The sequence below is a fragment of the Oricola cellulosilytica genome (assembly GCF_019966575.1).
In the GTDB taxonomy this organism is placed as follows: Bacteria; Pseudomonadota; Alphaproteobacteria; order Rhizobiales; family Rhizobiaceae; genus Oricola; species Oricola cellulosilytica.
In genome coordinates this window covers 185,705-205,910 of sequence record NZ_JAINFK010000003.1, presented here as the reverse complement: position 1 = coordinate 205,910, position 20,206 = coordinate 185,705, and the positions used below count along the sequence as shown (strand labels likewise).

Genomic DNA, 20,206 nt, shown 5'->3' with positions numbered 1-20,206 from the left:
TCATGATGATCAGAGTTTTACTGGCCGCGATCCTCGCGGGCCTGCTCGCTGGCGCGTTTGCAACTGTCGCACAGTCGGCGCGTGTGATCCCGCTTATCCTGGAAGCCGAAACATATGAAAATGCGGGCGTCCCGGACCATGGGCATGAGCCGGCGACGGTCGCGCATGACCACGAAGATGAAGCCTGGGCCCCGGAAGACGGCCTGCAGAGGACGTTCTTTACGCTGCTTTCAAACCTTGTCGTCGGGGCATCATTCGCGCTCCTGTTGACCGCAGCGATCATGCTCCTAAACCAGCCGATTTCGATGCGTTCGGGACTGCTGTGGGGCGCAGGCGGGTTCGGCGCCTTTGTTCTGGCGCCAAATTTCGGCCTTCCCCCGGAACTGCCCGGCATGCCCGCCGGCGACCTCCTGGAGCGCCAGATCTGGTGGACCGCGACGGTGGCGATGACCGCCGGAGGGCTGCTGATGCTTGCCTTGAAGCGGCGGCTGCCGTGGATGCTGGCAGGCGTCGCCCTGATCGTTCTGCCGCATATCTACGGCGCACCGCAGGCGGTGTCACATGACTCCGATGTGCCTGCCAATCTGGCAGCACAGTTCGCGACCGCATCCGTGGTCACATCGGCGTTGTTCTGGCTGGTGCTTGGCGGGTTGCTGGGCGCGTTCCTGGCGCGGGCCGTGAAGCAGGAGGACTTCGCCGGAAACCATGCGTGAGGCTCATGGGTCGCCGCCGGGCATCACGCTGGTGCTCGGCGGCGCGCGGTCGGGCAAGTCGGCCTTCGCCGAAAGGCTGGTAGCCGATCTTGATGGGACGCCCGTCTATATCGCCACGGGACGTGTCCGGGACGACGAGATGCGGTTGCGTATCGAGCATCACCGGGACCGGCGCGGCGCCGAATGGCGGACGGTCGAGGAGCCGGAGAATCTTGAACGGGCGCTGACGCGCGAGGCGCGGCCGGGAAATGCGGTTCTGGTCGATTGTCTGACGCTCTGGATCACCAATCTGATGCTCTCGCAAGCCGATATCAATGTGCGCGCCAGTGCGCTCTGCCAGGTGCTGAGCGAGGCCAAGGGGCATGTGGTTCTGGTATCGAACGAGGTCGGACTGGGAATCGTGCCCGACAATGCGATGGCGCGCGAATTTCGCGATCATGCGGGGCGCCTGCATCAGGATATAGCAGCGCTCGCGGATGAAGTATTTTTCGTGGCGGCGGGACTGCCGCTCAAGATGAAGGGCTAGGCCAATGCAGGGGAAGATTCCCGCCACAGTGATCACCGGATTTCTCGGCGCCGGCAAAACAACGATGATCCGCAACCTGCTACAGAACGCCGACGGCCGGAAAATCGCGCTCATCATCAATGAATTCGGCGATCTGGGGGTCGATGGCGAGGTGCTCAAAGGTTGCGGAATAGAAACCTGCGCGGAAGAAGACATCGTCGAACTGAATAACGGCTGCATCTGCTGCACCGTTGCCGACGACTTCATACCGACGATGACGAAGCTGCTCGAACGGGAAAGCCGTCCCGACCACATCGTCATCGAAACGTCGGGTCTTGCCTTGCCTCAACCGCTTGTCGCAGCGTTCAACTGGCCTGGTATCAAGACGCATGTCACGGTCGATGGTGTCGTCACCGTGGTCGATGCAGCGGCGGTCGCGGAGGGGCGGTTCGCCGACGATCACGCCAAGCTCGATGCCCAGCGCAGGGCAGATGGCGCGCTCGACCACGAGAGTCCGCTGGAGGAACTGTTCGAGGATCAGATCCGTGCCGCCGACATGGTGGTGCTGAACAAGGCGGACCTGATCGACGCGGCGCGTCTGGACTCGGTGCGCGGAGACGTGGCCGGGCAGACCGACCGGCCGCTGAAGATCATCCATGCGACCCACGGACGACTTCCAGCCGAGGTGCTGCTTGGCCTGAACTCGGCGACCGAAGGCCAGATCGCGTTGCGCAAGTCGCATCACGAAATGGAGCACGAGAACGGCGAGGATCACCATCACGACCACGACGAATTCGAGAGTTTCGTCGCGTCGGCGGGGGCGGTCGGGGATCCGAAGCGGTTCACTGAAGAGTTGAAGCAGATCATCGCGACGCATGACGTGCTGCGGTTGAAAGGCTTCTGCGATGTTCCCGGCAAACCGATGCGCCTCGTCGTGCAGGCCGTGGGGCAGCGTATCGAAACCTATTTCGATCGCCCTTGGGCGAACGGCGAACAGCGTGCGACGCGGTTGGTCGTGATCGGTCTGCATGACATCGATCAGGCCGCCATCGAGGAGGCGATCGGCAGGGCGGCCGCGTCCGCCGAACCCTGATGCATCTGCTTCTTGCCCAAAAGGGAGAGATATCCGACGGGGACGACGAGGCGATCGATCTCGGCCAGACGCCGGGCGATATTTGCGTGCTGTCGGCGGCGGACACCGAATTGGCGAGTCTTGCCGGCGCGCGGCGGTCCGGATCCGGAGACTGTTTGCTGCGGCTGGTCAATCTGCTGCAGCTCAAACACCCGATGTCGGTTGACAGATGGATCGAGCGAACGGGACAGCACGCCAAACTGATCGTCATCCGGATTCTTGGCGGCGCAGGCTACTGGCCATACGGACTGGAAGCGATCCACGCTTCCGCCATCGCGCGGGGCATCAAGCTCGCCGTGGTGCCGGGCGACGACAAGCCCGATCCGGGACTTGCGCAGTTCTGTACGCTCGATGCCGGTTCGTGCGACCGGCTCTGGCGCTTTTTGGTCGAGGGCGGGGCGGAGAATGCCCGCGGTTTTCTCGATGCTTGCGCCGACGTGCTTGCGGGCAGGGAGATCGAGGGTGAGGCGGCGCCTCTGCTTAAGGCTGGAATGCTCGATATCGGCAATGACCTCGCGGAGGCGCGGCATGCCGGGACGGTCGCCATCGTTTTCTACCGCGCGCTGGTACAGTCAGGTCAGACCGCACCGGTCGTGGCACTGGCGCGAGCGCTGCGCGAACGCCGCCTGAACGTGCTTCCGGTTTATGTGTCCAGCCTGAAGGACCCTGTTTCGGCAGCGACCGTGGAGGCCTTATTCGACGAACCCAAGCCCGACGTGGTGTTGAATCTGACCGGTTTTGCGGTATCGGCACCGGGTGCAGAGCGCGTGTCCACAGTACTCGAACGGGACGGCGCTCCTGTCATCCAGGCCGTGCTTTCGAGCTCGTCCAAGGAAGTCTGGGAGGCATCGCCCCAAGGGCTTAACGCGCGCGATCTGGCGATGAACGTGGCCCTGCCGGAGGTCGACGGACGGGTCCTGTCGCGCGCCGTTTCGTTCAAGTCGGCGGATGTCTTCGACGAAGCGACCGAGTGCAATATCGTCACGCATCAGCCGGTTGCTGACCGGCTGGAGTACGTCGCGGCTCTCACCGCGCGTTGGGTGCGGCTGCGGCGCAAGCCTGCCGGGGAAAAATGCGTCGCGATTGTCCTTGCCAACTATCCGAACCGCGACGGGCGACTTGCAAACGGCGTCGGTCTCGACACGCCCGCCGGTACGCTCGAAGTGCTTCGGGCGATGCGCGAAGCCGGTTTTCCGGCGCGCGGACTTCCGGCTGACGGCGATGCGCTGATTGACCATCTCAAGGCCGGTCCGACCAATACCGCGCGCGACGGACGGGAAATCCGGGAAGTGCTTTCGCTGAGACAATACAAGGACTTCTTCAGTAAGCTTCCGCTTTCGATTCAAGATCAGGTCGTTGAGAAATGGGGCGAGCCCGAGCGCGACCCGTTCTTTTGCGATGGTGTCTTTGCGCTGCCTCTCACGCGCTTCGGCGATACGCTTGTCGGTATCCAGCCGGCGCGCGGATACAACATCGATCCGAAGGAAAGCTACCATTCTCCGGACCTCGTTCCTCCACATGGCTACATCGCCTTCTACGCGTTTTTGCGATCCGTCGTCGATGTCGATGCGGTGGTCCACATGGGCAAGCACGGCAATCTCGAATGGCTACCGGGCAAGGCGCTGGCGATGTCGGAAACCTGTTGGCCGGAGGCGGTCATGGGACCTCTGCCGCATGTCTATCCGTTCATCGTCAACGATCCGGGCGAGGGCACCCAGGCCAAGCGCAGGACTTCCGCCGTCATCATCGATCATCTGACCCCCCCGCTGACGCGCGCCGAGAATTACGGCCCGCTCAAGGATCTCGAAGTCCTGGTGGACGAGTATTACGACGCCGCCGGCAGCGATCCGCGCAGGCTCAAGGTGCTGAAAGTCCGCATTCTCGACCTGGTGCGTGACATTGGTCTCGATCACGATGCGGGGATTGGTGCGGACGATGCGAGCGACGCAGCACTTGAGAAACTTGACGCGTATCTCTGCGATCTCAAGGAGATGCAAATCCGCGACGGGCTGCACGTCTTCGGCAAGGCGCCGGAGGGGCGGCTGCTGACCGATCTCGTTACCGCGCTCGCCCGGGTGCCGCGCGGCGTCGGCGAAGGCGCGGACGCCAGCCTACAGCGGGCAATCGCCGCGGATATGGAACTCGGTTTCGACCCGCTCGATTGCGATATGGCAGCGAAATGGACCGGACCGCGCCCGAACATGTTGCAGACGGTGTCGGAAGACCCGTGGCGGACGGCGGGCGACACGGTCGAGCGGATCGAGCTGCTGGCCAGCGGTCTGGTCGGGGGCGAGACGCAGGCTCCTGCTGCCTGGAAGCGGACGCGGGTGGTCCTGAGCGGAGTCGAGACAACGATACGGCCGTCTGTGGAAGCCTGCGGCAGTGCCGAGATAGACGGCATTCTCGCCGCGCTGGGGGGAACGTTCGTCGCGCCCGGCCCATCCGGCGCGCCGACGCGCGGCCGGCCCGACGTGCTGCCGACGGGACGCAATTTCTATTCCGTCGACAGCCGCGCCGTGCCGACCGAGACCGCATGGGAACTCGGCCGCAAATCCGCGGAACTGCTGGTGATGCGTTACACGCAGGACCATGGTAAATGGCCGGTCAGTTTCGGGCTGACGGCATGGGGCACATCGAACATGCGAACCGGCGGCGACGACATCGCGCAGGCGATGGCGCTGATCGGCGCGAAACCGGTCTGGGACGGAATTTCGCGCCGGGTGACGGGTTACCAGATCATTCCGGTCGCCAAGCTCGGTCGGCCGCGCGTCGATGTCACGCTGCGCATATCCGGCTTCTTCCGCGACGCCTTTCCCGATCAGATCGCGCTGTTCGACAAGGCGGTGAGGGCGATCGGCGCGCTGGAGGAGGACCCGGGCGACAATCCGATCGCCGCGCGGATGCGCGCGGAGGCGGAGCGTCTGACGAATGCGGGAGAGAATGCCGAGACCGCCGCCCGGCGGGCGGGCTATCGCGCGTTCGGGTCGAAGCCCGGCTCCTACGGCGCGGGACTGCAGGCGCTGATCGACGAAAAGGGCTGGGCCGACAAGTCCGACCTCGCCGAAGCCTATCTTGTCTGGGGCGGCTACGCATATGGCGCGCAAACCGAGGGAAGCGCCGAGCGTGGGCTGTTCGAGGAGCGGCTGCGCGGGATTCAGGCCGTCGTTCAGAACCAGGACAATCGGGAGCACGATCTGCTCGATTCCGACGACTACTACCAATTCGAGGGCGGCATGACGGCGGCGGTCGAGACCTTGAAGGACGAAAGGCCGGCGATCTACCACAACGACCATTCCCAGCCCGAAAGACCAGTCATCAGAACGCTTGAGGAAGAGATCGGCCGGGTGGTGCGCGCGCGCGTCGTCAATCCGAAATGGATCGCAGGGGTGATGCGGCACGGCTACAAGGGCGCCTTCGAGATGGCCGCAACGGTCGACTACATGTTCGCATTCGCGGCAACGACCGGCGCGGTGCGGGATCATCACTTCGAGGCGGTCTACCAGGCCTACCTGATGGACGAGACAGTGCGCGGTTTCATCGCCCAGAAGAACCCCGACGCGCTTGCCGACATCGCGGACCGGCTGCGGGAGGCGGTCGAGCGCGGTCTGTGGACGCCGAAGAGCAATTCGGCGATGTTCGCGCTGAGCGAAATGGCGGGAGCGGGACGCGAAAAATGACGCTGGCGTGTATTTTGGCTGAGGCGCAGGACGGCACGATTGCCGGAAGGAGCCTGTCTACAGAGTGACTGCTGTCGACGCCATGCCGAAACACGAAGAACGGAAGAGCTGCTATGACCGAGGAAACCGATAAAGATGCCGATCTCGAACGCCATGCCTCGAAGATGGCCAAGAAAAAGGCCGCGCGCGACAAGATCATGGCGACCAAGACGGACGAAAAGGGCCTGATCATCGTCCATACCGGGAAGGGCAAGGGCAAGTCGACCGCGGCGTTCGGAATGATCTTCCGGCATATCGCACACGGCCGGAAATGTGCGGTCGTGCAGTTCATCAAGGGCGGCATGGACACCGGCGAGCGAAACCTCATTAAGGAGCGTTTCTCCGATCTTTGCGAATTTTACACCATGGGCGAGGGCTTCACTTGGGAGACCCAGGACAAGGCGCGTGACATCGCAATGGCAAAGGCGGCATGGGAAAGGGCGAAGGAACTGATCCGCGACGAGAGCAACACGATGGTTCTGCTCGACGAGATCAACATAGCGCTGCGTTACGACTACATCGACATCACAGAGGTAGTCGAGTTTCTGGCGACCGAGAAACCCCACATGACACATGTCGTGCTGACGGGCCGCAACGCCAAGGACGAGCTGATCGAGATCGCCGATCTGGTTACCGAAATGGAACTGATAAAGCACCCGTTCCGGTCCGGCGTGAAAGCGCAGATCGGGATCGAATATTAGAGGCAGCCTCCCGGATGACATCGCGCCATGATGCGATCGTGCTCGGTGCAGGAATCGTCGGCATCTCGACCGCGATCAATCTGAGAAAGCGTGGCCTGTCCGTGGCGCTGATCGATCGGCGCGAACCGGGCGAGGAAACGAGTTTCGGCAACGCCGGAATCATCCAGCGCGAAGGGGTTCATCCCTATCTGTTCCCGCGCGATCTGCGCACGATCGTGGAGGTCGCGCTCCGGCGGCGGACGGAAGCCAATTTTCACTGGTCTTCGCTGACGTCGACCGCCCCCTTTCTTTGGCGATATTTTCGCGCGTCGACATCGATAGGCGGGAGGCGGACCTTCGAGGCGAATATTCAGCTGTTTGCCCGCTGTCTTTCCGCCCATGAAACGCTGATGGAGGAAGCCGGATCGGCCGATCTGGTGGCGAAGCGCGGCTGGATACGAATTTTTCGCGACGATGGCGCGATGGCGGCCGCGCAATCGCAACTCGACGATCTAGCGGAACTCGGGCTGGATGCAGGATATGTCGACCTCAAGGAACTGGGGGCACTCGAGCCGCATATCGAGACGGGCCGGCTGGCTGGCGGCATCCACTACCGGGATCCGTGGACAAGCAGCGACCCGGGCGCCCTGGTAAAATCCTACGCGGAATTGTTCACCTCGTTTGGGGGCGAAACGATCAAGGCGGACGTGTCCGGCATGTCGCGACGGGACAGCGGTTGGGCGGTGACCGGCGAGGCCGGGGAGTTTCAGGCCGACCAAATGGCGGTAACGCTCGGACCGTGGTCCAAGTCTCTGCTGGACACTGTCGGCATTCGGCTGCCGATGGGCATCAAGCGCGGCTATCACCGCCACTACCGGCCGACGGGCAATGCGTATCTTTCGCGACCGCTGGTCGACGACGAGAACGGCTTCGTACTAGCTCCAATGGCGAAGGGGATAAGGCTCACGTCAGGCGCCGAGTTCGCACGCCACGGCGCACCGAAAACACCGATCCAGCTTGAGAGAGCGTTGCCGCTCGCACGGGATCTCCTGCCGATCGGCGATAGCGTGGAGGACGAGCCGTGGATGGGCGCGCGACCTGTCTTTCCGGACATGCTGCCGGTCGTCGGGCCGGCGCCGGGGTGCCCCGGCCTTTGGCTCAATTTCGGCCACGGACATCACGGGTTTACGCTCGGCCCGGCGACTGGCGAATTGCTGGCGCAGATGATGACCGGTGAAGCGCCGTTCTGCGATCCGGCGCCGTATCGCGCCGAGCGTTTCGGCTAGAGCCAGCGGGGAACACGCTCACGGTATTCGGAATAGGCCGCGCCGTATTTACGGGCGAGCCACCTTTCCTCATAAGGAACCGCAAAGATGTAAAGTGCCGCAAGCGATCCGGCGGCAATCGCCGCCGGCCATGATGCGGCCAGCAGGATCCAGCCGCCACACAACGCCAGATTGGCTATGTAGGTTGGGTTGCGGGAACGGGCATAGGGGCCGGTCGTGACGAGGTTTCCGTCGGCACCCATGGACTGGTCGAGGCCGAGTTGGATGATCGCCCAGGACGATACGGAACTGGAAACGAAGACGAGTGAAAAGCCGATATACCAACGGATCCAGTCCGGCCAGTGCCAAGCGTTCCAGTTCAGCCGTCCGGCCATGTAGGCTCCGCCGATCGCGATGATCGTCACGCTCCAAGTGACCATCCGCGCACCCCAGCCAAAGCGACGTGGGGGCCAGATCGCGCGATCGGGGTGCCTTTCCGACCAAGCGACGATGGCCGCGACCGCCACGCAGCAGAGAAGCGTCAGAAGCGCGGAAACGTAGCTCATATCGATTTCCGATCGGGTCGACCGGATGCCATGTAGGGTGATGTATAACCGCGCCAAGTGCGTCTGCGGGCAGGCGCGTCGCCTCAAATGCGGCGTGATCGTTAACAAGTGGGTTACCCTGCGCCACTATAAGGATGACCCAGCACGAAATATTTGCGTTTGCCGGAGCTGACATGAACTTTGTCTCGCAGATGAGGAAGGCCGGGTTTGAAGTACCCACGGAATGTACGTTGATGTATGATTCCGAGCCTTCTTTTGACGCTCAAGCGCTAATCTCCGGCCTGCAAGCCCTCTCGAACGGCGATGTCGTCTCTCTGGACAGCGACGGGACGGCGGGACCAAACCGCTATCTGCGTCTGAGCACCGGCGGCTGCTCGATCGCGATCGAGGCGGGCAACGACGTCCGGCAACGGGCCGCCTATTTCGAGGCGCTCGACTGGCCCATGCTTCACCGCTCATTCGAAGACGCGGAGGAGGTCGTCCGCGCACATCAGGCCCATATCCACATAACGGTGGAGACCGAGTTCGACGCGGTGGCTAATGCGCTCGGCGTGCGGGCGATGGACACCAGCCTTACCCGCAACAAGCTTGCGGCCAACGTCGCCGCTGCGCTGTGCAGACTTGATATGCCTACCGCTGTCCACTGGAAACCATGCGAGATGCTGTACCGACCGGCGCCATTTCTGCGCGAACTGGAGACCAATCCGGTGGCCATCTTCGTGCGAGTCACGCCATTTTCCAGCAACAAGGAAGTCGCTGGCGTCCGGCTTATCGGCGCCTCCACGCGAGGCGCGGCGGACATTCTCGGCATGGAGGCGGTCCTGGAAGAAGCGCCGATCCCGGTGTTCCCTGCAATGGACCTCCTGCAGAGTTTTGTTTCCCACTGCCACGGACGTGGGGCCTATCTCCCGCACCTTTCGACCTATTCCCCCCAGGATGGCGAGATCGTGCTTGTCCGGCACCTGGAGTCGACGCCGGAGATCGCGGAGGCGCACGTTTCGCTGGAAATCAGGCAATCCGCGGAAGCCGGTTACGACTCATCCGATCCGAACGTCGAAGACATCGCGACACCGCGGACTCAGGCTACATGGGACGGCGGAGAACGGCGAAGCCGGCCCCGGACGGCGAAACCATTTGGACGCCGCCGGTTGACCTGAACCGGACTCGCCGAGGAGCGTCCCGTCCTCTTCACTATCGAGCGTCTATAACATTTTTGATCTGCGCCGGTCGGGACAGGCATGATGTATGTGCCGGCCCTGGAAGAGCGTGGCGAGCTGATCTCCCCAATCGGAATGCCCCTTTTTTCAAATCGTCGCTCCGCGTTTTCTAGCCTGCACGTGAGCGATTGGACGAGATGTGGAGTGATTTGCGTCACCTCACGCATCTTCGATTTCCGCAAGTGATGAGTTGCGCTAGTGTCCAGCCAGGCAGGGGAGAGACGCGTGATTGGCTGGCTGGAAGCGTTGAAGAACCGGTTGGAGCAGGAACGGGTAGTCCGGCTCGTTGCCAACGACGCCGCGCTGACGGCGGAATTGCTATTGTTGTTTCGCGTGATCCTCGCGGACGGGGAAGTCGAGGAGCGCGAACTGGAAGCCTTCAGGCGGGTTTGCCGGGAAAGTTTCGGCATCGAACCGGATGCCATGGACGGCGTTTATCGCTATCTGCAAGACTTCGCTTACGAAACATCTGCAAGTCAAGCAACCTCGGTATTCGCTGACCTGCCGATCGAACGGCGGCAGACGCTCCTCGACCATATGATTGAAATTGCTGGCGCCGACCGGGATATCGACCCTCGTGAGGAGAAATTCGTCAAACGGGTGGCCGACATGCTCGATTTCGAGATCAAGTCAAACGAAGCAGGGTAACCGCCAGTCGAAATTCAGCGCGCCGATGTCGCACGCACGATTGACCGGGTGGACCAGAATCCCTAGTTTGGCGCCGTTATCGGCAGTGCCCCAGACACGTCCCGGGGCCGAAAAGATGTCCGTTGCGGCCGACCCATCCAGGGGGCAGTGCAGCGGAACTGTCGCAAGGTCCGGGTCTGTGCGGGTGCCCCGTCACAACCGGCGCACGTGTTGATAACGCTGACACGGATCTTGAGGAAGCAGATCATGAAAATTTCGAAGCTTGCCGCCGCCGCGGCCATCCTTGGCGCTGCCGCGCCAGCGCATGCCGACCCCGGCCATGTCGCCGACATTGCAGGACACAGTCACTGGATCGCTCTGGCCGCCGCGAGTGCCGCTGCCGCCATCGGTGTTTTCGTGTTTGGCAAGAAGCGCAGCGCCGCAAAGGAAGCCGAAGACGGCGAGGCCGCGGAGGCAGACGCAGTTGACAGCGACACCCAGGCCAAGGCCTGAGTCATGCTCAAAGGACCGGATGGCGGCAAACGCTACGGCATCATGGTGTGCGGCCATGGCAGCCGTAACCAGAACGCAGTCACGGAATTCTCCAAGCTGGCTCAACGGCTGCGGGAGCGGTTTCCGCAATGGCCGGTCGAATACGGTTATCTCGAGTTCGCCAATCCGGTGCTGCACAAGGGCCTGGACGCGCTGAAGGAGAGGGGCGTCACCGACATTCTGGCGGTGCCCGGCATGCTGTTTGCCGCCGGGCACGCCAAGAACGACCTGCCTTCCGTCCTCAACAGCTACCAGGCAAAAAATCCGGATGTAAGAATCGATTACGGGCGCGAGCTCGGGATTGACCTGAAGATGATCCGTGCCGCGGGCGAGCGCATTCGCGAGGCGCTTGCGGCCGCGCCATCCGATGTCGCGCCGGAAGAAACGATGCTGGTCGTGGTCGGACGCGGCGCATCCGATCCGGACGCCAATTCCAATGTCGCCAAGGTGATGCGCATGCTGTGGGAGGGCATCGGTTTCGGCTGGGGCGAGACCGCCTATTCCGGTGTCACGTTTCCCTTGGTCAAACCGGCCCTTGAGCACGCAGCGAAGCTCGGCTACCGCCGCATCGTGGTGTTTCCCTATTTCCTTTTCACCGGCGTGCTGGTGAAGCGGATCTATTCGCAGACCGACGAGGTGGCGGCGGCGCATCCGGAGATCGAGTTTATCAAAGCCCCGTATCTCAACGACCATGATCTGGTGATCGAGTCTTTCGTCGACCGGGTGCGCGAAATTCTCGACGGCGCCAACAATATGAACTGCCAGATGTGCAAATATCGCGAGCAGGTTCTCGGCTTCGAGGCGGAGGTCGGGCAGGCGCAGGAAAGCCACCACCATCATGTCGAGGGTGTCGGTGGTGCGCCGGCGAACTGTCCATGCAATGGCGATTGCGACGGGCGCTGCCGCGACGCGGCGTTCTGCAAGGAGCACGGCCTCGAATGGACGCCGGTACATACCCACGATCATGACCATGGCGATGATGGCGGCCATCACCAACACCACCACCATCACCCGTATCCACACGCCAGTCATCCGCTCGGGCCCAAGAGCATGGAAAAGAGCAAGGCCTAAGCAGAAGTTGATGGACTATATCCGAGAACCGCATGCGATCTACGAGAAGTCGTTCGAGATGATCTCGCAGATTCAGGACTTGCAGGCATTGCCCGAGGCAATCCGCCCGGTTGCAACGCGGATCGTGCATGCTTGCGGAATGCCGGAGATCCTAGGTGATCTGCGCTACAGTGCAGATATCGTGGAGGCGGTGGCGGGAGCGCTGGCGAACGGCGCGGATATCTGCTGCGACGTCGAGACGCTCCGCCATGGCGTGATGGCGCACCTTCTTCCGAAGGGCTGCGAACTCCACTGCGGGATATCGGAACCGGACGTCGCGGCCTTTGCCAAGCAGTACAACATGACCCGGGCGGCCGCGCAGATCGATCTGTGGGGGGAAAGGCTGGACGGACAGATCGTCGCGATCGGCAACGCGCCGACGACGCTATTCCGTCTACTCGAATGGATCGATGGGGGCGGGGCGAAGCCTGCGGCGATCATCGCTTTTCCGGTCGGCTTCGTGGGTGCGGCGGAATCCAAGACGGAACTCGCGGACAATCCGCGCGGGATCCCCTTCATCACGCTGCTCGGGCGCAAGGGCGGAACGGCAATGGCGCAGGCCGCCGTCAACGCGCTCGCCGGAGGACTTTCCACATGACGACGCCATGGTTGCACATCGTCGGGATCGGCGAGGACGGTATGGACGGCCTGACGGCTGAAGCGCGCAGACTTGTTGAGGACGCCGAAGTGATCGTCGGAGGCAGCCGACACCACGAATTGTCGGGAAACGTTACCGCAGAGCGAATTGCGTGGCCGTCGCCGTTCGATGCGATGATTGAAACGATCAAGGCGCAAAAGGGGCGTCGGATCGTCGTGCTGGTGACGGGCGACCCGCTCTGGTACTCGGTCGGCGCGCGCATCCTCAAGGCGATTCCGGCCAAAGAAATCGTTTTCCATCCGCAGGTTTCCGCTTTTCAGTTGGCGGCATGCCGGCTCGGCTGGTCGCTGCCGGACGTCGAAACGCTGACCGTTCACGGGCGCGCCGCCGAACAGATCGTACCGTGGATCGCGCCGGGCGCGCGGCTGCTGGTCCTGACGAAGGACGGAACATCGCCGGGTACAATCGCCGGATTGCTGCGCGAGCGGGGCTACGGCGCATCGCGAATGACGGTGCTGGCCGCGATGGGTGGTAAGGACGAGGCCCGGTTCGAGGGTATCGCGGAGGGCTGGAGCCTTGATGTACCGGATTTTCATCTGCTTGCAGTGGAGTGCGTTGCCGGACCGGATGCCGAGATTTTGCCGCGCACCGGATTGCCAGACGGCGCCTTCACCCATGACGGCAAGATGACCAAGCGCGCCGCGCGAGCGCTGGCGCTCGCAAAGCTGGTGCCGCTGCGCGACGCGGTGCTGTGGGATCTAGGGTGCGGCTGCGGCTCGATCGCCATCGAGTGGATGCGGGCAGCTCCGGAAACGCTTGCTATCGGGATCGAGCCGCAGGCGAAACGTCGCGCGATGGCGGAGGAAAATGCGAGAAAGCTCGGTGCCCCGAAACTGCAACTGGTCGACGGAACTGCGCCAGAGGCGCTGGATTGCCTGCCGACGCCCGACGCGGTGTTCATCGGCGGTGGAGTTTCGCAAGTCACCATAGGGGCTTGCATGAAGGCCATGAAGCCGCATGGCAGGCTGGTCGCGCATGCCGTGACGCTCGAAAGTGAAACCGTTCTTCTGCAGGCCTTCAAGGAGCATGGCGGCGAGTTGCAGCGCATCTCCGTGGAGACGGCCGAACCGGTCGGGCCGTTTCATGGCTGGCGTCCTTCCATGCCTGTCACGCAGTGGGCGTGGACCAAAAGCTCATGACTGCAACATTATACGGGCTGGGCGTCGGACCGGGCGATCCCGAACTGCTGACCTTGAAGGCGCATCGCATCCTTACCGCGTCGCCCGTCGTCGCCTACCCGGCGCCCGACACCGGCCAGAGCTTCGCGCGGGCGATCGTCTCGGGTTTTCTTGCCCCGGAGCAGATCGAGGTTCCGATCGTGGTGCCGATGCGGGTGCAACGCTTTCCGGCGGCCGAAGTGTACGATCAGGCGGCAAGCACCATAGCCGGTCATTTGGACGCAAACCGCGACGTGGCGGTGCTCTGCGAAGGTGACCCCTTCTTCTACGGCTCGTTTATGTATTTGTTCGAGCGGCTGAGCCAGTCCTATCCCTGCGAGATCATTCCCGGTGTCTCGTCGATCATGGCGTCGGCGGCGGCGCTGAAGCGGCCGCTGGCGGCGCGCAACGACGTGCTGGCAGTTCTTCCCGGACCGCTGAGCAATGAAGAGTTGGAAGCGCGCCTCAAAACCGCGGATGCACTGGCGATCATGAAGATCGGCCGGCATTTCAACCGCATACGGGTGCTGCTGGAGCGGCTCGGTCTGGCTGCGTGCGCGGGTTATTGCGAACGCGTCACCCTGGGCGAGGAGCGGATCATGCCGCTTTCCGAAGTATCGGATGAGACCGCTCCCTATTTTTCGATGATCCTGATCTACAAGGGCGCGGAGGACTGGATCCGCGCGCTGCCTGCCGGAAGGCCGACCGATGCCGAATGATGTTCTGCCGCCCGCGATCGTGATCCTGAGCGACGCATCGCTGCCCGTTGCCGAAGCGGTGCGTGACGCCACGGGAGGCATGATCCACGGCGCGCGCAGACGCGTTGCGCAGCGCGAGGGCGTGGTGTTGTTCGATGACGTCAAGGCGCATATGCAATCGCTCTTTTTGGATAGGGTCCCGATCGTCGCGGTGATGGCGTCCGGGGCCGCAATTCGCATTCTTGCGCCGGTGTTGAGCGACAAGCATGACGAGCCGCCGGTTATCGTTGTCTCCGATGACGGCGTAGTGGCCGTGCCGCTTCTGGGCGGACATCGGGGGGCAAACGCTCTTGCTGCGGACATCGCGTTCACGCTCGGCGGCGTCGCGGCGGTGACGACGGCAGGGGATGTGCGTTTCGGGGTGGCGCTGGATGCGCCCCCGGAGGGCTATGTGCTGGCGAACCCGGAGAACGCCAAATCCGTGATGGCGGCGCTTCTGGCAGGTGAGTCCGTGCGGCTGAATGGAGATGCGGCTTGGCTCAGCGATAGCGGACTGCCGATTTCGAAGACCGGCGGCGTGACAATCACCGTAACCGAGAAGCGCTGCGAACCGGGTGCGGACGAGCTTCTGTTTCACGCCAGGAGACTTGCAGTGGGGGTCGGTTGCGAGCGCGGATGCGATGCGGATGAAGCTCTCCAACTGGTGCGCCAGACGCTTGCGGACACGGGGCTAGCGGAAGGTGCCGTTGGCGTCGTCGTGTCGCTCGACGTGAAGGCCGACGAGGCGGCAGTGCATCACGTCGCCGCGCAACTCGGTGTTCCGGCGCGGTTCTTCGATGCCGATGCGCTTGAGGCTCAAACCCCGCGATTGGCCAATCCATCGGACGTGGTGTTCTCCGAGGTCGGCTGCCACGGCGTTTCCGAGGGCGCAGCGCTTGCGGCTGTCGGCGCCGACGGGGAACTGCTGGTCGAGAAGCAAAAGAGCGCGCGAGCGACTTGCGCGGTCGCTGGTGCGCCGGAGCCATTCAAGGCCGATACAATGCCGGGACGGGCACGAGGACGACTGTTCGTCGTCGGTATAGGCCCCGGAGTGGAAGCCTGGCGCTCGCCGGAGGTGAGCCGGATGGTGACGGCGGCGAGCGATCTAGTCGGTTATTCGCTCTATCTCGATCTTCTGGGACCGCTCGTGAACGATAAAAGGCGCCACGATTTCGACCTCGGCAAGGAAGAGGACCGGGTGCGCCATGCCATGGAACTGGCGGGAAAGGGGCGCAAGGTGGCGCTTGTCTGTTCCGGCGATGCGGGAATCTACGCCATGGCGACGCTGGTGTTCGAATTGCTCGACAGGGGCGGCGTGAGCGAGGGAGCCAGCCGGATCGACGTGCAGGTCTCTCCCGGCATCTCGGCGCTGCAGGCAGCCGCCGCGCGGGCCGGTGCGCCTTTGGGGCACGACTTCTGCACCATCTCTTTGTCGGATCTTCTCACGCCCTGGGAGGACATTCAGCGCCGGGTGCGCGCGGCAGGCGAGGGGGACTTCGTCATCGCCTTCTACAACCCCGTCTCCAAAAAACGCCGCACCCAGCTTGCCTGGGCGCGTGACGAGTTGCTGAAGCACAGGCCGGCGGACGCTCCGGTGATCCTGGCGACGAATCTCGGGCGCGAGGGCGAGACCGTGCGGGTGGTTCCGCTTGGCGAACTCGACGTGGACGACGTGGACATGCTGACGGTGGTTGTCGTTGGCTCGTCTGACAGCAGAACGGTGAGAACCGGTGACGGCAGGGCCTGGGTCTACACGCCGCGCGGCTATTCCGGGAAAGCTGGATCGAGGATGGGAAACGCCCAATGACCGTGTATTTCATCGGCGCGGGGCCCGGCGCGCCCGATCTCATCACCGTGCGCGGGCTTCGCCTGATCGAGCGCTGTCCGGTTTGCCTTTATGCCGGATCGCTGGTGCCGGAGGAGATCGTCGAGGCCGCTCCGGCGGATGCGGTCGTGATGGACACCGCGCCGATGCATCTCGACCAGATCATCGCCGAGATCGAGAAGGCGCATGCGGCGGGCCACGATGTAGCGCGGGTGCATTCCGGCGATCCGTCGATCTACGGCGCGACGGCGGAGCAGATGCGGCGTCTGGATGTGCTCGGGATCGGCTACGAGGTGGTACCGGGCGTGCCGGCGTTCGCAGCGGCGGCGGCGCGGCTCAACGCTGAACTGACTCTGCCGGAGATCGCGCAGACGGTCATCGTGACCCGGACAGGCATGAAGGCGTCCGCAATGCCCGAAGGCGAGCAACTGGAAGTGCTCGGCAAGTCCGGAGCGACGCTTGCGATCCACCTGTCGATCCGCAATCTCGACTATATCCGCCGTTCGCTCGAACCCTACTACGGGGCCGATTGCCCGGTGGTGATCGCCTATCGGGCCACATGGCCGGACGAACTTTACATCCGCACGACGCTTTCGGAGATGAGGGAGAGAGTGCGCGAGGCTAAGATCACGCGCACCGCGCTGGTGATGGTCGGCAAAGTGTTCGGCGATGTCGAGTTCCGCGACAGCGATCTCTACAATGCCGGCTATTCCCACGTGCTCAGAAACCGCGGGAAGAAAAAGACCGGCTAGCGGCGACTTCATCGCTGGCGCCACGGCCCCGCGATTGGACTTAGTCGCCGCAGAAGCTCCGAGGATTCATCGGCAGATCGGCAAGTTGGTCCAAGCTCATCCGTTCGAGATCAGGGTGCGATAGCGGATCGCGGCGCCACGGATCGTTTTGCTGGCGGTTGCCCTGACTCGGATCCGTGCCGAGGCTTCGAATGAATATGTAGATAAACTGTATCATTCGGTAAAGATGCGCCCTAATTTGAGCGCGCGAAATCGACTTTCTATAATTTTCAATTTAGAATATCTGAATGAAAATCCTGAACAGGGTTCATCTATCGGGACTTCGCGCTGTCGAAGCGGTGGGGAGGCTGGGCAGTCTCGCGGCGGCCGCCGATGAACTCGGCGTGACCGTGGGCGCCGTCAGCCAGCAAGTTCAGCGCACGGAGGCGAGCCTTGGCAAGACGCTGTTCGTCAGGCAGGGCAAGCGGCTGCGACTCAATGCGGTCGGCGAGGCGGCGTGCTCTCATCTAACAGCCGGGATGACGGAACTCGCATCCGCAGTGCGCTTGGTGAGAAACGAAACACAGGATGTTCTGACCGTATCCGTTGCGCCGCTATTTGCCGGCAGATGGCTCGTATGGCGCCTGAACCACTTTCACGAGGCCTACCCCTCTGTGCGCATTCGCGTGGATGCGGATGTTGCGCTGGTCGATCCAAACACTTCGGATGTTGATGTTTGCATCCGGGTCGGCAACGGCGACTATCCGGGCGTAAATGTCGAGCATCTGCTCGATCACCGGGTGTTCCCCGTTTGCAGTCCGGAAATCGGCCAACGCTTGAAGGCACCAGCGGATTTGGTCAACGTACCAGTCATCCGCGAGACAAAGTCGCTGTTCGACTGGCGAGTCTGGCTCGAACCGAACGGCGTCGACGAAGCGTCGCTCTGCGACGGTCCCGTCTACTCCGACGGGGCTTTGTGTCTCGATGCGGCAATCGCCGGGCAGGGCGTTTTCCTTGCGTGGGAAACGCTGGCCAGCGACGCGCTGGACGCAGGCAGACTGGTCGCGCCTTTTGACGACAGGCGCTCCACCGGTCTCGCCTACTGGTTCATCACGGCGAAGCGCCACAAACCGAGCCGGCACGCAATGGCGTTTCGGGACTGGTTGAAGGCCGAATTGGCGTGAGGCTTCTGAAAGTCGCCTCGTACGGAGTCAGCGTCCGATCACGATAACCGGGAGGCCGAGCGCGCGGGCGGCCTCGATCTTCGCGTAGGCTCCCGGGCCGCCGGAGTTTCGGCAGACGATATGCGTGATCGCGTGGCGTTCCAGCATCGCGGCTTCTTCCGAGGACGCGGCGCCAGGCTTGCCGATGAGCAGATCATGATCAGGCAGCGGCAACGGAGCATTCGGCGGATCCACCATGCGAACGGTGAAATGCACATCGGTACGCGAACCGAAAGGAGCGATGTGCTGGCTGCCAAGCGCCAGCAGGACACGCGCGCCAGCGGGGATCGCGTCGCACGCTTCCTCGAGCGTCGCGACCTCGATCCATTCGTCGCCCGGCTGTCTTTTCCAGGGCGGTCGCGTAAGGGATTCGAGAGGCGCGCCGGTCAGGCGGGACGCCGCATTCGCGTTGGCGGAGATTTGTCTCGCAAAGGGGTGGGTGGCATCGATGAGTCGCGTCACGCCTTCGGCGCGAATGTAGGCGGCAAGGCCGACGACGCCGCCGAAGCCGCCGATCCGAACCTCTCCGGCGACCGGATCGGGTTCGCGGGTGCGGCCGGCGAGCGACGTGATGACGCGCGCGTCGGGGTGATCGCGGACGAGGCGGTCCGCCAGTTCCGAGGCTTCCCGCGTGCCGCCGAGAATGAGTATGATTTCCTTCATTCGAAGCCGGTCCGCGCAAGTATTTCGCCCTTGCGATCGACTATGATCACTTCGACCGCCACCGGCGCCTGCTGAAGCGCCATGTGTGCGACTTCGCGCGCCTTCAACGCGATCAGCGGCGCGAGAGTGAGTCCGTTTTGGCGAGTCAATTCAAGTGCTTCGAGCGCGGTGTTGGCGGAGAGAATCCGGTCGCTCAGAGATTGATGGAGGCCAGCCTCCAGGGCGTGATCCAGCAGGAACTGCATGTCGACTTGGCTTCGGCCGGAGTGCAGGTCAAGGGAGCCTTGCGCCAGCTTCGTGATCTTGGCGAAACCGCCGGCGATGGTCAGCCGGGGGACCGGATGCGCTCTCAGATATTTTAGAACGCCGCCGGCAAAATCTCCCATATCGAGGAGGGCTATCTCCGGAAGTCCGTAAATCGCCTGAGCGGCATTCTCGGAGGTTGAACCAGTCGCGGCCAGCACGTGGGATAGGCTTGCCGCCCGGGCGACATCGATGCCGCGATGGATCGAATGGATCCACGCCGAGCATGAGAATGGATGGACGATGCCGGTCGTGCCCAGGATCGAGAGGCCGCCTACGATCCCCAGCCGGGGGTTCCAGGTCTGCTTGGCGAGCGCCTCACCGCCGGGAACCGAGACAGTGATTTCCAAATCAGCAGCGACGCGGTGCGCCGCACAGAGGACCTCCACCTCCGCGATCATCATCGCGCGCGGCGCCGGGTTGATCGCCGGTTCGCCAACCGGCACGGGAAGGCCTGCCCTCGTCACCGTGCCGACTCCGTCGCCGGAACGAAAAACTATGCCGGTTCCAGGTGGTGCGAAGCTCACCCTCACCTCTATGGTCGCGCCATGAGTCACATCCGGATCATCGCCGGCGTCCTTGACGACGGCCGCTTCCGCGTACGCCTCGGCGAGGTGTCGGTGCGCGAGCGGGAAAGAAGGCGTTTCGCCCTTCGGAAGCGTGATCGTCACGGGATCGGGAAAGCGCCCCAAGAGCAGGGCGGAAAGGGCGGCCTTCGTCGCCGCCGTGGCGCACGCGCCGGTCGTCCAGCCCCGCCTCAGCTGACCGTCCGGCTTCCGCTTGGCGCTTCCCATTTCCGCTTTGCCCGTGACCATGAGCGTCTTAT

19 protein-coding genes are annotated in these 20,206 nt (G+C 63.1%); 16 read left to right on the top strand and 3 right to left on the bottom strand.

Features of this window, described 5'->3' with window-relative positions; genetic code table 11:
* The first annotated feature begins 2 nt into the window (after positions 1-2).
* The 6 genes from LC298_RS08540 to LC298_RS08515 all read left to right on the top strand — a co-directional run bounded on the left by LC298_RS08540 (position 3) and on the right by LC298_RS08515 (position 8,032).
* Complete coding sequence (locus tag LC298_RS08540; protein WP_131566482.1) at positions 3-713, top strand: CbtA family protein; 711 nt, start codon at positions 3-5, stop codon at positions 711-713.
* Positions 706-1,239, top strand: a complete 534-nt coding sequence (gene cobU, locus LC298_RS08535; RefSeq protein WP_131566479.1) for a bifunctional adenosylcobinamide kinase/adenosylcobinamide-phosphate guanylyltransferase — start codon at positions 706-708, stop codon at positions 1,237-1,239. Before LC298_RS08540 ends, cobU begins: the two co-directional genes overlap by 8 nt.
* Positions 1,240-1,243: 4 nt before the next feature.
* Entirely contained in the window at positions 1,244-2,311 is a 1,068-nt protein-coding gene (gene cobW / locus LC298_RS08530) for a cobalamin biosynthesis protein CobW (protein WP_131566475.1), read from the top strand.
* Complete coding sequence (cobN, locus tag LC298_RS08525; RefSeq protein ID WP_131566472.1) at positions 2,311-6,027, top strand: cobaltochelatase subunit CobN; 3,717 nt, start codon at positions 2,311-2,313, stop codon at positions 6,025-6,027. The genes cobW and cobN overlap by 1 nt, the downstream gene beginning before the upstream one ends.
* 113 nt (positions 6,028-6,140) lie before the next feature.
* Positions 6,141-6,767 (top strand): cob(I)yrinic acid a,c-diamide adenosyltransferase, encoded by a 627-nt coding sequence (gene cobO / locus LC298_RS08520; protein WP_131566469.1) that lies wholly within the window; start codon positions 6,141-6,143, stop codon positions 6,765-6,767.
* A 14-nt stretch (positions 6,768-6,781) separates the two neighbouring features.
* Positions 6,782-8,032: an NAD(P)/FAD-dependent oxidoreductase gene (locus tag LC298_RS08515; protein WP_131566466.1), complete on the top strand. Its 1,251-nt coding sequence runs from the start codon at positions 6,782-6,784 to the stop codon at positions 8,030-8,032.
* Here LC298_RS08515 and LC298_RS08510 read toward each other — a convergent pair.
* Positions 8,029-8,577, bottom strand: a complete 549-nt coding sequence (locus LC298_RS08510) for a methyltransferase family protein (protein ID WP_131566463.1) — start codon at positions 8,575-8,577, stop codon at positions 8,029-8,031. The two genes, LC298_RS08515 and LC298_RS08510, sit on opposite strands and share 4 nt — an antisense overlap.
* A gap of 233 nt (positions 8,578-8,810) precedes the next feature.
* On the opposite strand from LC298_RS08510, the gene LC298_RS08505 reads away from it, so the two are divergent.
* The 10 genes from LC298_RS08505 to LC298_RS08460 all read left to right on the top strand — a co-directional run bounded on the left by LC298_RS08505 (position 8,811) and on the right by LC298_RS08460 (position 18,375).
* A complete protein-coding gene (locus tag LC298_RS08505; RefSeq protein ID WP_131566461.1) occupies positions 8,811-9,734 on the top strand; it encodes a hypothetical protein in 924 nt (307 codons plus the stop codon).
* Between the two features lie 285 nt (positions 9,735-10,019).
* Positions 10,020-10,442, top strand: a complete 423-nt coding sequence (locus LC298_RS08500; RefSeq protein ID WP_131566458.1) for a tellurite resistance TerB family protein — start codon at positions 10,020-10,022, stop codon at positions 10,440-10,442.
* Positions 10,443-10,688: 246 nt separating this feature from the next.
* The gene (locus LC298_RS08495) at positions 10,689-10,934 is read left to right on the top strand and encodes a DUF6732 family protein (RefSeq protein WP_131566455.1); all 246 of its coding nucleotides are present in this window, start codon (positions 10,689-10,691) and stop codon (positions 10,932-10,934) included.
* A gap of 3 nt (positions 10,935-10,937) precedes the next feature.
* Entirely contained in the window at positions 10,938-12,044 is a 1,107-nt protein-coding gene (locus LC298_RS08490; RefSeq protein WP_131566453.1) for a sirohydrochlorin chelatase, read from the top strand.
* A gap of 10 nt (positions 12,045-12,054) precedes the next feature.
* On the top strand, positions 12,055-12,681 hold the full coding sequence (locus LC298_RS08485; RefSeq protein ID WP_199223215.1) for a precorrin-8X methylmutase: 627 nt from the start codon (positions 12,055-12,057) through the stop codon (positions 12,679-12,681).
* A complete protein-coding gene (gene cbiE, locus LC298_RS08480; RefSeq protein WP_131566450.1) occupies positions 12,678-13,880 on the top strand; it encodes a precorrin-6y C5,15-methyltransferase (decarboxylating) subunit CbiE in 1,203 nt (400 codons plus the stop codon). The genes LC298_RS08485 and cbiE overlap by 4 nt, the downstream gene beginning before the upstream one ends.
* Positions 13,877-14,617, top strand: a complete 741-nt coding sequence (gene cobI / locus LC298_RS08475) for a precorrin-2 C(20)-methyltransferase (protein ID WP_131566446.1) — start codon at positions 13,877-13,879, stop codon at positions 14,615-14,617. The genes cbiE and cobI overlap by 4 nt, the downstream gene beginning before the upstream one ends.
* On the top strand, positions 14,607-16,442 hold the full coding sequence (gene cobJ / locus LC298_RS08470; RefSeq protein WP_131566443.1) for a precorrin-3B C(17)-methyltransferase: 1,836 nt from the start codon (positions 14,607-14,609) through the stop codon (positions 16,440-16,442). Before cobI ends, cobJ begins: the two co-directional genes overlap by 11 nt.
* On the top strand, positions 16,439-17,212 hold the full coding sequence (gene cobM / locus LC298_RS08465) for a precorrin-4 C(11)-methyltransferase (protein ID WP_131566440.1): 774 nt from the start codon (positions 16,439-16,441) through the stop codon (positions 17,210-17,212). The genes cobJ and cobM overlap by 4 nt, the downstream gene beginning before the upstream one ends.
* Positions 17,213-17,499: 287 nt before the next feature.
* On the top strand, positions 17,500-18,375 hold the full coding sequence (locus tag LC298_RS08460; RefSeq protein WP_131566437.1) for a LysR substrate-binding domain-containing protein: 876 nt from the start codon (positions 17,500-17,502) through the stop codon (positions 18,373-18,375).
* A gap of 27 nt (positions 18,376-18,402) precedes the next feature.
* Here LC298_RS08460 and LC298_RS08455 read toward each other — a convergent pair whose 3' ends face one another.
* Both LC298_RS08455 and LC298_RS08450 read right to left on the bottom strand, forming a co-directional pair.
* The gene (locus LC298_RS08455) at positions 18,403-19,077 is read right to left on the bottom strand and encodes a cobalt-precorrin-6A reductase (protein WP_131566434.1); all 675 of its coding nucleotides are present in this window, start codon (positions 19,075-19,077) and stop codon (positions 18,403-18,405) included.
* Positions 19,074-20,195, bottom strand: a complete 1,122-nt coding sequence (locus tag LC298_RS08450) for a cobalt-precorrin-5B (C(1))-methyltransferase (RefSeq protein ID WP_223385603.1) — start codon at positions 20,193-20,195, stop codon at positions 19,074-19,076. Before LC298_RS08450 ends, LC298_RS08455 begins: the two co-directional genes overlap by 4 nt.
* Positions 20,196-20,206: the final 11 nt, after the last annotated feature.

Coding starts and splice junctions, on each gene's coding strand:
- LC298_RS08540 (WP_131566482.1), top strand. CDS start 3: ATGATGATCAGAGTTTTACTGGCCGCGATCCTCGCGGGCCTGCTCGCT.
- cobU (WP_131566479.1), top strand. CDS start 706: ATGCGTGAGGCTCATGGGTCGCCGCCGGGCATCACGCTGGTGCTCGGC.
- cobW (WP_131566475.1), top strand. CDS start 1,244: ATGCAGGGGAAGATTCCCGCCACAGTGATCACCGGATTTCTCGGCGCC.
- cobN (WP_131566472.1), top strand. CDS start 2,311: ATGCATCTGCTTCTTGCCCAAAAGGGAGAGATATCCGACGGGGACGAC.
- cobO (WP_131566469.1), top strand. CDS start 6,141: ATGACCGAGGAAACCGATAAAGATGCCGATCTCGAACGCCATGCCTCG.
- LC298_RS08515 (WP_131566466.1), top strand. CDS start 6,782: ATGACATCGCGCCATGATGCGATCGTGCTCGGTGCAGGAATCGTCGGC.
- LC298_RS08510 (WP_131566463.1), bottom strand. CDS start 8,577: ATGAGCTACGTTTCCGCGCTTCTGACGCTTCTCTGCTGCGTGGCGGTC.
- LC298_RS08505 (WP_131566461.1), top strand. CDS start 8,811: ATGTATGATTCCGAGCCTTCTTTTGACGCTCAAGCGCTAATCTCCGGC.
- LC298_RS08495 (WP_131566455.1), top strand. CDS start 10,689: ATGAAAATTTCGAAGCTTGCCGCCGCCGCGGCCATCCTTGGCGCTGCC.
- LC298_RS08490 (WP_131566453.1), top strand. CDS start 10,938: ATGCTCAAAGGACCGGATGGCGGCAAACGCTACGGCATCATGGTGTGC.
- LC298_RS08485 (WP_199223215.1), top strand. CDS start 12,055: ATGGACTATATCCGAGAACCGCATGCGATCTACGAGAAGTCGTTCGAG.
- cbiE (WP_131566450.1), top strand. CDS start 12,678: ATGACGACGCCATGGTTGCACATCGTCGGGATCGGCGAGGACGGTATG.
- cobI (WP_131566446.1), top strand. CDS start 13,877: ATGACTGCAACATTATACGGGCTGGGCGTCGGACCGGGCGATCCCGAA.
- cobJ (WP_131566443.1), top strand. CDS start 14,607: ATGCCGAATGATGTTCTGCCGCCCGCGATCGTGATCCTGAGCGACGCA.
- cobM (WP_131566440.1), top strand. CDS start 16,439: ATGACCGTGTATTTCATCGGCGCGGGGCCCGGCGCGCCCGATCTCATC.
- LC298_RS08460 (WP_131566437.1), top strand. CDS start 17,500: ATGAAAATCCTGAACAGGGTTCATCTATCGGGACTTCGCGCTGTCGAA.
- LC298_RS08455 (WP_131566434.1), bottom strand. CDS start 19,077: ATGAAGGAAATCATACTCATTCTCGGCGGCACGCGGGAAGCCTCGGAA.
- LC298_RS08450 (WP_223385603.1), bottom strand. CDS start 20,195: ATGGTCACGGGCAAAGCGGAAATGGGAAGCGCCAAGCGGAAGCCGGAC.